Annotated in this window: 6 protein-coding genes; all 6 read right to left on the bottom strand. The window is 48.9% G+C overall.

Translation table 11 applies throughout. From position 1 onward, the window contains the following. Window positions 1-23 precede the first annotated feature (23 nt). Complete coding sequence (locus tag B160_RS0103670; RefSeq protein WP_169539983.1) at window positions 24-3,143, bottom strand: SusC/RagA family TonB-linked outer membrane protein; 3,120 nt, start codon at window positions 3,141-3,143, stop codon at window positions 24-26. Window positions 3,144-3,196: 53 nt separating this feature from the next. Then, entirely contained in the window at window positions 3,197-4,450 is a 1,254-nt protein-coding gene (locus B160_RS28335; protein WP_051107108.1) for a hypothetical protein, read from the bottom strand. A 277-nt stretch (window positions 4,451-4,727) separates the two neighbouring features. Beyond that, window positions 4,728-5,921, bottom strand: a complete 1,194-nt coding sequence (locus tag B160_RS0103660) for a hypothetical protein (protein ID WP_018626515.1) — start codon at window positions 5,919-5,921, stop codon at window positions 4,728-4,730. Window positions 5,922-6,194: 273 nt separating this feature from the next. Further along, entirely contained in the window at window positions 6,195-7,604 is a 1,410-nt protein-coding gene (locus B160_RS28330; RefSeq protein WP_018626514.1) for a sulfatase family protein, read from the bottom strand. A 4-nt stretch (window positions 7,605-7,608) separates the two neighbouring features. Next, window positions 7,609-9,237, bottom strand: coding sequence for a sulfatase-like hydrolase/transferase (locus B160_RS0103650; protein ID WP_018626513.1), 1,629 nt, complete (start codon window positions 9,235-9,237; stop codon window positions 7,609-7,611). A 488-nt stretch (window positions 9,238-9,725) separates the two neighbouring features. Further along, the gene (locus tag B160_RS0103645; RefSeq protein ID WP_018626512.1) at window positions 9,726-11,243 is read right to left on the bottom strand and encodes a RagB/SusD family nutrient uptake outer membrane protein; all 1,518 of its coding nucleotides are present in this window, start codon (window positions 11,241-11,243) and stop codon (window positions 9,726-9,728) included. Window positions 11,244-11,250: the final 7 nt, after the last annotated feature.

Genomic DNA, 11,250 nt, shown 5'->3' with positions numbered 1-11,250 from the left:
GGATTTAATACGGTGATGCTATGTTATAAGGATAAGTTTATACCAACCTGGAATTGTCTTGTCCGGGGATAGGCACCGGCGTCTACGCCGGGGGCCAGTTTTAATACCAGTGCATTACCAGTGCTTACTTCAGGATCGTACCAGGAGTATTTTGTGATCAAAAAGGCATTGCGTACATTGAAATAGACCCGAAATGCGCTGAGGCGCATGTTCATCAACATTTTCTTTGAAAATCCATAACCAACAGAAATCCGGTCACATCTCAAAAAGGATCCATTCTCCACATACTCGCTGTGCATGTATGGTCTTCTTCCGTTTTTTGTTACCCCTACATAATCCCGCAACGCATTTTTTGGCCGCCACATATTCGTCACATTCCCTTGCAATGTATTATTGGAGAGGTTGAGCTCATTCAGATCGCCCACATTCCCATTGACAATATCATTGCCGTAAGACCCGCGCAATACAACCGAAAGGTCAAAATTCTCATAGGAAAAATTATTTACCAGTCCGGCAATAAATCGCGGCTCGGTATATGCCAGTGGCACCTGGTCAAAACTGTTCAGCACCCCATCCCCGTTGACATCCACAAATTTCATTTCGCCTAACAGCAGGGCACCGGCCTTGGGCACCACGTTATTTACCGGCGAATTGTCGATCTCCGTTTGTGTGTTATACACGCCGTCCCCGATATATCCAAAGAACACCCCCACCGGGTATCCTTCTTTTATAAGGATATTATTTCCCATTCCGTTTGCCAGCGGATATCCATAGAGTTGCCGCGAGCTTTGCCCCAGTTTCAGCACCTTGCTGCGATTGAAAGAGATATTAAAATCGGTGGTCCAGCGAAAAGGCCCCTGAAGGTTCACACTGTTCACGGTAAACTCCAGGCCTTTGTTTTGTATCGATCCGATGTTCTGTACCGCCGTTGCATACCCGGTGGCTGTGGGCAGCTGCACACTTAGCAGCAGGTCGCGGGTCATTTTATCATACGCTTCCACTACCAGGGAGAACCGGTTGTTCAAAAGTCCGATATCGATCCCCAGGCTATTCTGTGTAGTGGTTTCCCATTTTAGGTTTTTATTACCGATATTACCTGGGACAATCACCGTTTCCACATCATCGTGCACCCCTACGTCCATTTTATACGCGGCAAGGGAACTATAGGGCGGTATCTGGCTGTTGCCCGTAATGCCCCATCCATACCGTATTTTGAGATTTGAGAAGATCCTTTGCTTTTTCATGAAAGGCTCCTCCGACAGCCGCCATGCAAGCCCTGCTGCCGGAAAGTTGGCCCAGCGGTTATTGGTACCAAATTTTGAAGAACCGTCCCGCCGGTAGGTAAGAGATACCATGTATTTATCATTGTATACATAGTTTGCCCGGCCTACATACGATATCATGTTTTGTTTGGTCCTTGCGATCTCCGGTTTAAGCAGGACAGATGCCAGCTCAAAATTGTTCAGCCCCAGGATATCGGTAGCAAAGCCCGATGCCTGCTGCTGATAATCCTCATCGCTGGTGCTCTTGGTTTCGTACACTGCTGTCAGATCCAGCCGGTGGGCCTTGTGAAAGACCCTGTTGTAATTCAGCCGGGTGTTCTGATACCAGTTAACGGTAGTTGACATGTTCCGCTCCGCTTCTCCCAGGGGATACCCCTGCCGGGTCGTTCCAGGATAAAAAGTGTTGTAATCGGTCCGCAGCCGGTCCTGTCCATACATGAAATTAAACATAAGATCTTTGAGGATCCTATACTGAAAGTTAACGCCAGGCTGAATCCGTTCCAGCTTCCGGGTCCTTATTGCTTTATGGATCAGATCACTGAGATTATTGTCGAAATTATTTTGTTCATTATCCGAAGTAAAATCGGTTACAATATCCGTGGGGATCCCCAGTGAGTATGGGCTCATCATCAGCGCCTGCTTAAACAGGGAGTTGGCGTTGGTATATTCCTGAAGAAAGCCGTCCATACCGATATTGCTGTAAAACATCTTTACACCAATCCGCAATTTTTTACCCAGCTGCTGATCCAGCGCCACCTTCGCTGTTATCCGTTCATAATTTGATTTTTTTATGATGCCGTTCTCATTGTAGTAACTCATATTGGTGCTGTAAGTGGTACCGTTGTTGCCCCCCCCTCTTACCCCGATATCCGTATTGTATATACGACCCTGTTGCAGGATATCATCCATCCATACATGAGCCGTCGCAGGATCCTTGGCCTGCCAGGAAGCAACGGCATCCCTCTGTTCCGGGGTTTGAGTCAGCACTTCTATCTTATAATCCTTGTACTCCCCGGCATTCAGTACACGGATAGGGGCCAATGGTTTTGATATTCCGTAGTAAGCACCAGCCTCCACAACCGGTTTGGAATTGGAACGTCCTTTTTTTGTAGTGACCAGGATCACACCGTTGGCTCCCTCTGCTCCGTAAATGGCCGTTGCGGAGGCGTCTTTTAATACTTCAACCGAAGCAACATCCGAAGGATTGATATCGGAGAGCGGATTGTAGTCGGGGTTTAAAGAAGGCGTCAGCGGAAAACCATCAATCACATACAGGGGCTGGTTACCGGCGGTAAGTGTACTCCCGCCCCTTATTTTTATCTGCATACCGCCGCCGGGTGCACCACCGGTTGTTATTACCTGCACACCGGCCAAACGCCCCTGCAAAGCATCCTGGAGGGTAGCTGTGGTCGCTTTCCGGATTTCATCCCCTTTAATGCTGCTAACCGAACCGGTCAGGTCCTTCCTTTTCATGGTACCATATCCGATCACTACAATTTCTTCCATATCTCCGGCCCTGGCCTGCAACACCACAGCTAACCGGCTGGCAGTAATCGTTACCTTCAGCTCCTTTTGCAAAAACCCGCTATGGGTAAAAACCAGCACATCATTTGCGGATGCCTCTATCTGGAAAGATCCGTCATCCCCGGTGGTGGTTCCTCTTGAAGTTCCCTTCACTACAACCGATGTACCCTTTACCGGGTTGCCTGCTTCATCATTGACCACTCCTTTTACCGGCGCCCATAACCAGTGTGCTTCACTTCCGTATCCCTGCAAAGAGATCAGTATCATAAAAACAGTGCATACCTGGTACACCAAATGCCTGGATTTCCGCACTGCTGTCAATAGTTGCTTTAGCATATTTTGGTTCTTAAATAACATAGCATTGATCTCATATACAATTTTGCTTTCGCCTAATTAGTTTTACATTTCCCCGAAAAGGAAAGCGGGCACCCAGTTTTCAATGCTCCCGTGGGGCTATTGGGGTACAGATTATTTAAAAGTGTAAGCACATCATTGTAATAAACAGGATCTCTTGTCCAGAAAAGATAGTTCGCCATCAAAGAATCCTTCCCAAAATTCAGCAACTGTGTAAGGGTGGGTTGATAGCCCATCCCATCATGCTGGGTATTCCGGTAATCTTCATTCTGCACAGACGGAGCAAGTGGTATTTTTCCCGAGTACAGCGGAAAGTAATCATAGACCCCCTTCGTTCCCCCTGTGGTACGCAGCCCCGGATCGGTCAGGAAGATATCCGGGCACCCCAGGCCAGCTCCCATCCCTGCAAGAGCGGGTATCAGTGTTGTCAATACATTCCTTGGATAGTTGGCAAACTGGTAAGTAACCGTATTTGGGAATGCATCGCGCAGCTCCTGGTTCAGATCTTCCAGCTTTGGCCAAAATGCATCCAGGTTTGCATCCGACACACTGCCCGCCGGAAAAGGCTTTCCGGGCGAAGTCTCGGTAATGCCAATTCCCTCAAAATAAGAATTGGAATTATACCGCTGCCCCAGCTTTTGCACGAGGGTAGCCAGCCGGTTAAATACAGATGTCACCCACAATTTGACCATATAACCGCTTGCTGCAGCAGAGGTATCTGAGGGCGCATAGGCATAGGCACCTGCGTAATAGGGAGCGCCTGTAGCTCTTACATAATCCGGAACCGGAAGATCATTCGTATTCGTTGTAAAGGATTTGATCTGTAATAAGATAATGAGTCGCTTTTTCTTTGCTGCAACCTGGGTGATCCGGGACAATTGTGCCAGTTCCGAATCAATAAGTGCAAAATTGTACTGATCCTTAAGAGGCTCCAGCTCCCGCCAGGTAAACCGTACCTGCATGCCACGGAGAGCTGTTGTGGAATCCAGCTCAGCGTATACTTTGTTCATATAAGATGGGCTGCTTTTACCCCACCCCATAAGTGTATAATAGTGTCCCGGGTGCCATTTAACCGAGTCTGAACCAGCAAGGATCATATTATGAGTATCATCCGCAACCGCCTGCTGCTGACTGGTTCCGGCTTCCTGGAACGTACGGACACAGGAACAGTTCAATAAGATTACAATGCAGATCATCCATGGCAATACTATGAAGTGCCATTTTGTGATCCTGCTTTTACCTGTTGCCAAGATCAATGAACTCTTATTTGCATTCTGTTTATTTTTCATTTGCATTGCAATGTTGTTTGATTAATAAAATATATAAGCCCATGACCCGGTCGCGCCGCTTCTGCTTACCGCACCCTAATCAGGGCATTAAACGCTCCTGTTGTGTACCGTTTCCGGCAACCATAACCTAATTATTCTTATTACCTATTAAAACGTATCCCGCAAGAAAAGTGCAGAATCCTATCAGCAAGCTTTCCGAAAAAATCATCTTCGCAACGTTACTCTTTAATAGAGTATATAACCGGTTGCACATACCATTTCCTGAGTTTTTATTTTTTCATTCCTCTCCGTTACAGGACTTAAATGCAATCGGACAGCCGGGGTTAAGCCCTCCAGCCGGTTGATCTCTTTGGCCGGGGGCATTCAGCAATTCAAGTATCTGGGGATAAAAATCCAGATCCCTTGTCCAGAAAAGATAATTTGCTTTTAAAGTATCTCTTGCAAAGGAAAGCAGTTGTTGCAATGTAGGCTGATACCCTTTGCCGTCGTGCTGTGTATTCCTGAAGTTCTCGTGCTGTACGGAAGGCGCCAGCGGAATGATACCAGAGAGTTCCGGGTAATAATGATACGCTCCCTTGGGCGATGCCGTCGTCTGCAAGCCCCTGTCTGTAAGAAAAATATCCGGGCCACCCAACGCTGAGCCGATTTCTTCCAGTGTATGAATAAGTGGGCTGAGGATCGTTCTTGGATAATTTGCGAACTGGTAGGTCATGGTGTTAGGGAATGCGGCGCGCAAAACGCGGTTGAGCCCCATCAGGTTTTCATAAAATCTCGCAGAGTCTGCAAGGGCAATGGAACCCTTGGGATAAGGCTGCCCGAAGGCGCTTTCTGAAAAACCGATGCCCTCAAACCAGGGGTTGGAATTATACCGCTTTCCCAGTGCTTTAATCAACGCTGCCATACGGTTGTATACCTGTTGATTCCACAGCCGAGTTCCATAGCCCCTGATCCCCGTTTTATTAACACTACTGAAGGCAAACATACCACCGGAATATTCAGCCCCCCTGGCATATACCGGTACCGGCGCATACTTCGGGTCGGGGTTAAAGGATTTAACCTGCAGTAAGATCACCATCCGTTTTTTTTCAGCAGCAAGCATTGTCAGCAGGCGATCTACGGATGAAAAATCATATTGATCCTTTGAAGGCTCCAGATCCTGCCAGGAGAACCGCACCTGTATGCCTTGCAGCGCGGGTGTTGCGTGCAATTCGGCCATTACCTGCTTCATATAACCTGCTTCATCTCCGCCATTACCCGCCAGCATATAATAATGCCCGGGATGCCATTTAACCACGCCTTTTTTTTCCCGGGAAGCAGTCTGTTGGCCATAGCCTACTGTCACCATGAACAGGCTACACAAACAGCCGCACACAAACAGGATTGCGGCCCGTCTTTTCCTTGCACCGGATACATGAGCATCAGTGCTCCCCCAGGGCCCAGAGAGGCCATGCATTGTTTTTAAATATTTCATATGTTTTTATTAAATAACCGCAGTGATACAGCCGGCAACGATCGTTTTCTTTTTATGCTGTGTATATAGAGAGACATCCGTTGTTCTTTCTTACCATGCTCTGCAAAAAAAATCATGGAAGCATCCCTGTAATACCGGACAACCCGACGACCGGGAGACCCTTCGGCTCCATTGCATTCCTCAGGGTGACGAAACAATATTCCTGTTATGCTGAACGGATCCCGCGAGAGCGGGAGCAGCCAAAGCATCTATCAATACAACTCAGACAGGTTCCTATCTGGTATTCTTTTTCTCCGGCAGCCAGATCTTTTTTTCGGGGTATTGTCCCTGGTCATTGGTCTTCTTTACCCACGCCTGCAAAATGTTCCGCATCTTTTCCAGCTGCTCTTTATACAGCAGGTCAGCTGCCAGGTTATGAAGCTCATCGGGGTCCTTTAACAGGTCATACAATTCCTCCGGGGGTTTATGGTCTGCGGTAAACAATAACTGTGCAGGCGTTAGCCTGCCTTCTGCCTTTAGCTGTTTTAACAGGTTCCATACGGGATACTGTCTTTCTTTATAGGCATTGGGCTGCATGTAGGGTCGTTCCGGGTAATCATTCCTGATGTATTTGAATCGCTGACCTCTTACACAGCGCATTTTATCTACGGTTTCATCCATCCGGTCGCGCGCGGCAATGATGTACGGCCGCTTATATACATTTTTTCCCAGGAAGGGTTTCCCCTCCAGATATGAGGGAAGGGTTGCGCCGGTAATTTTTAAAATGGTGGCCGAAATATCAATACTGCTGTGCAGGTCCGTATCTACAGATCCTGCCGGCAGCTGTCCGGGCCAGCGCATCAGCAACGGGATCCGGATGCCACCATCATACAGAAATTGCTTATCCCGGACCATACACCTTCCGTGATCGCTTGTGAAAATCACCACCGTATTCTTTGAAAGACCTTCATCATCCAGTCGTTTTAAAATACCGCCCACATAATCATCCATCAGCTGGATCGATTCCAGGTAAGTAGCCCAGTCGCCCTTTGCAATGGGATCATCCGGGTAGTAAGGAGGCAATACCAGCTTTGATGCATCGATCTGCGGCTGATGCGTTTGCACCTCCGTTTTCCATACCGGTCCGCGGTGGGTAACCTGTATCATCAGCTGGGCGTAGAACGGCTGTCCGGGCTTGCGGGCGGCCCAGTCAAAACCGTCAAAGGGTTCTTTATCCAGCATGAAATTGTAATCGGTCTTCCCTTTTCCCCGGATCACGCCACCACCAATCAACGTACCATTCGATGTATAATAACCCGCCGATCTCAGGTACTCGGTGATCGGCTTTACCGGGTCCGGCAAGTGATATCCGTCATCCCGGTGACTGCGATGTTGGTGCGCGCCGATCGTTGTCTGGTACATACCGGTGATCATGGCAGAACGGCTTGGCGAACAAACCGGCGCTGTTGAAAACATACGTATAAATTTCTTTCCGTCTTCCGCAAGGTGGTCCAGGTTGGGTGTTTGCACATAGGGATACCCGTAACAGCCCAGCTCCGGGCTCATATCCTCGGTCATGATCCATACAATATTGGGCCTCGTGGTTTGTGCGATTCCAGTAATACTCCCGCTGCTGCAAAAAAGCAGCAGCATCAACCGGAGGAGCCGGTACCCTGTGTGGTTCTGTCTTTTTATTTTGCTCACCGGGTTAAAAGTCTTTTGTAATAACGGGGCTGCTTATATAACCAATCCTTTCGGCGATGGCCACCAGGCGTTTGCCCTTTTGCACTTCAAGCGGCCCGTTATACACCTTCCAGTGGTTTTTTACCGGTGCTGCTCCTGCGTCCACCCACTGCCAGGATAGTGAAGCGCCCGGGGTTGGAGATTCCAGGATCAGCTGTCCTTTTTTTAATGTACATACCGGCGGTGCTGTTTCGGGTGGGGCATCCTTTCCCCCCCACATCTGCCGGATCAGTTCCCGCTCCGGTATAAACCCTTTGTCGCCTGTAGTCCGCATCCATTGTTTCAGCACTGCTCGTAATTCTTTCAGCTTACCCGCATACTTAGGGTCGCCCGCCAGGTCATGCAGGTTATCGGGATCTGCGATCACATCATACAATTCCTCCACCGGTTTCTTTTTCCTGAACCAGAGCTGCTGAACAGCATTCAGCCCACCGGCATCGTGCAGCCTTAGCAGTTCTTTCATCAGGTCCATACTCATCCTGTAGGTGATATTTTGTATAAACGGCTTTTCCGGCTGAAAATTTTTCACATACTGAAACTGCAGGTCTCTTACCGTACGTACCCTGTCATAGGCCGTATCCATCCGGTCCCTTGCCGCAAATACATATTGCCGTTCCTTTTGCCGCTGTTTTCCCTCAAACGCCTGTCCCTGCATGTAAGCAGGAACGTTGACGCCCGCAAGGGATAATACGGTGGGTGCCAGGTCTACGTAGCTGACCAGCCGGTCATCCCGTTTACCGGCGTTTACCCTGTTGGGATACCGCACTACCATAGGAAGGTGGATCCCCGATTCATAGATCTCCCGCTTACCCCTGGGAAGCGGTCCACCATTATCGCTGTAAAAAAAGATGATCGTTTGCTCCAGCAGGCCATCCTCTTCCAGTTGTTTCAGCATGACGCCTACCTGGCTATCCATCACCATGATGTTGCTGTACATTCTTGCCATATCCTTACGGATCACGGGGGACTCCGGATAATAGGGCGGCAGTTTTATGCGGGCAGGGTCTACCAGCAAGGGTTTATTCTTTCTTTTCCACACCTGGCTTTCATGGGTTACATCAAAATTAAACACGGCAAAAAAAGGCTGGCCCGGTTTACGGTTCCGCCAGTGGGCGTTCCTGTTGCTTTCGTCCCAACCCGAAAGCGGCGCTTGAAACTGGTAATCCTGCTTGGCATTATTGGAACAGTAGTACCCGGCCTTTCGCAGGTACTCCGTAAACATTTTAACCTCCGGTGGCAATACCGCGGAATAGCTCTCGATGCCCGGTATGGGCACATCGGCCAGGGTGCGCATATTGTCTGTACCTATAGAGCTGGCATACATGCCGGTAATAATGGCCGACCTGCTGGGTGCACAAACGCCTGCCGTTGAAAAAGCATTGGTATAAACCACTCCTTCCCTGGCCAGGCGGTCAAGATTGGGTGTAAGGGCAGTACTGTCGCCATAAAAACTCAGGTAGGGACTGATATCTTCGGTAACCAGCCATAAAATATTGGACCGCTTGTTCTGTGTGGTTACGGCGGCAGCATGCTGTGCATGCGATGCATACGCAACGCCGGATAAAAGCCAAAGTAAAAATATTCTGAAGCGCATTTATTTATGGGTTGTTTAATGATTATAGCCATTGCCGGTCAGGGAGGACGCCAGGGCCGTTAACTTATGGCCCGAGCCTACGGCTCTCTGTTCCGTGGTTTCCTCTAATACTGCGAACTGAAGTACGCAATTAATGATTGGTCGAGGCAATGCCTCTTGCCATTCAAAATACAGACGACCACCGGCCCGATCCCTCTTTCAGCTTCCGGATCCGAACATTCGGATCATTCCGGAGATAGAACCCGCTGATACGAGTGTCATGCCGACCTTAAAATTGCGGGATATTTGTCGTCCTGTTCCGATAACTATCGGAAGACGAAGGACAATAAAAACGTGGCTTCGTCAACAGTTCGACAGGCTCACCGTGACAATCAGCCTGACATCCACTACTGAAAAAGTACCGTTGACATAACAATAGACCGAGGTAAAAATCCAGACGGCTATGGTATCCGCACAAACCATTTGAAATGACTGTTTGCAATTAAAATTCAATAACCGGCATTTTGCACCAGCTTCGTATTGGTCAACTCAAACAACGGAATGGGCAATACTTCGTTTTTATTGGCTTTAAAACCTTTGGAAGCCAGCACGGACGGGGCCTGTCCGGTTCGTACCAGGTCGAACCACCTGTGCCCCTCGGTGGCCAGTTCCAACCGGCGCTCATTATACACATTCTCCAGCGTGGCAGCCGCAGCAGGCAGTCCCACCCGGACCCTGACGGCATTGAGCAGTGTTGCCGCCCTTACCGCATCGCCACCGCTCTGCAGCAATGCTTCCGCTTCCATAAGGTAGGTATCTGCCAACCGTATTTCTATATAATTCTGAGGATAATTCAGCTGGGCCGCCGGAATTCCTGTTGGCCGGAATTGCTTTAAGGGGGCAAACTTTTGTATAAATTTCCCCGTATTCAGGTAACCAGGTACATATGACGCCTGTTTTAAGGCAACCAGGCTATCAATGTTGGCGATGGTAGCCCTATACCGCGGGTCGGCACGCATGAACTCGTAAAACGCCGGTATGATGGGGCATACGCCCCAGCCGAAAGTATAAACGGGACCGTTATAGGTGCGGGGTCCTACATAAAGCGAGGTCATCATCCCCTCGATCGATGAAATGGGTCCCCCGGCCCGCGAGCCAGCCTTGGCCGTATGGCAGATCTCCAGAATGGCCTCCGCATTAAATTCATTGTCGGGCCTGAAGATATCGGAATAGTTCTCCAACAGTTTGTACCCATAAATATTTGCGGCTTCCGGTGTTCCGTTCACCTCCGAAAGCGCCTGTGCTGCGTCACTCCATTTTTTTTCATAGAGGTACACTTTTCCCAGCAAGGCTTTTGCTGTTCCCCTGGTAAACCGTCCGCCTTCTGTGGCTGCCGGTACTTTATCCGGCAGGCTGGTTTCTGCAATGGCTTCTTTGAGGTCTTTTTCCACCTGTGCATATACGGTTTCAGGAGGAACCTGGCTAACGGTATAAATTGTACTTTTTTCAAGCGGGACCGTATATAAAGGAATACGCCCGAACATTTTTACCAGCGTAAAATAATAATAGGCCCTTAAAATCTTTGCTTCTGCAAGATACCGGTTCCGGACTGCATCCGGTACACCGTCTATCGTCTTTGAAGCGTTATTGATAAATACATTGCAGCGGGCTACGCCAGTATAGTATTGCTGCCAGAAATTGAGCTGGGGGCCGGTTGCCGCATCCAACGTATAATTGTTCATAGCTTGCAACTGCGGTATATCCGTTGCCGTGCTTCCGCCGGAATAACATTCGTCTCCGGCAGCAACAAAAAAAATAAAGCTGGCGTAGGATGAGGGTGCAGTCCCCTCCCAGGAAACAGGATCATATGCCGCTATAAGACCCGATAAGAGCTGATCCGATGTTTTATAAAATTCCGACTCCAGCTGGATAGCCTTAGGGTCCACATCGAGGAAGCTCTTGTTGCAGGAAGCAGCTACCGCCAACGAAAATACAGCAAACAGCTTGAACATATTGATCCGTTTCATAACCATA

The sequence above is a fragment of the Niabella aurantiaca DSM 17617 genome (assembly GCF_000374125.1).
In the GTDB taxonomy this organism is placed as follows: domain Bacteria; phylum Bacteroidota; class Bacteroidia; order Chitinophagales; family Chitinophagaceae; genus Niabella; species Niabella aurantiaca.
Note: the sequence above shows the minus strand (reverse complement) of the source record. Positions and strands in the feature narration are given on the sequence as shown.

What these genes read in the sequence shown, in the direction of transcription:
- B160_RS0103645 (WP_018626512.1), bottom strand. Translation starts at nt 11,243, where the DNA reads ATGAAACGGATCAATATGTTCAAGCTGTTTGCTGTATTTTCGTTGGCG.
- B160_RS0103660 (WP_018626515.1), bottom strand. Translation starts at nt 5,921, where the DNA reads ATGAAATATTTAAAAACAATGCATGGCCTCTCTGGGCCCTGGGGGAGC.
- B160_RS0103650 (WP_018626513.1), bottom strand. Translation starts at nt 9,237, where the DNA reads ATGCGCTTCAGAATATTTTTACTTTGGCTTTTATCCGGCGTTGCGTAT.
- B160_RS28335 (WP_051107108.1), bottom strand. Translation starts at nt 4,450, where the DNA reads ATGAAAAATAAACAGAATGCAAATAAGAGTTCATTGATCTTGGCAACA.
- B160_RS0103670 (WP_169539983.1), bottom strand. Translation starts at nt 3,143, where the DNA reads ATGCTAAAGCAACTATTGACAGCAGTGCGGAAATCCAGGCATTTGGTG.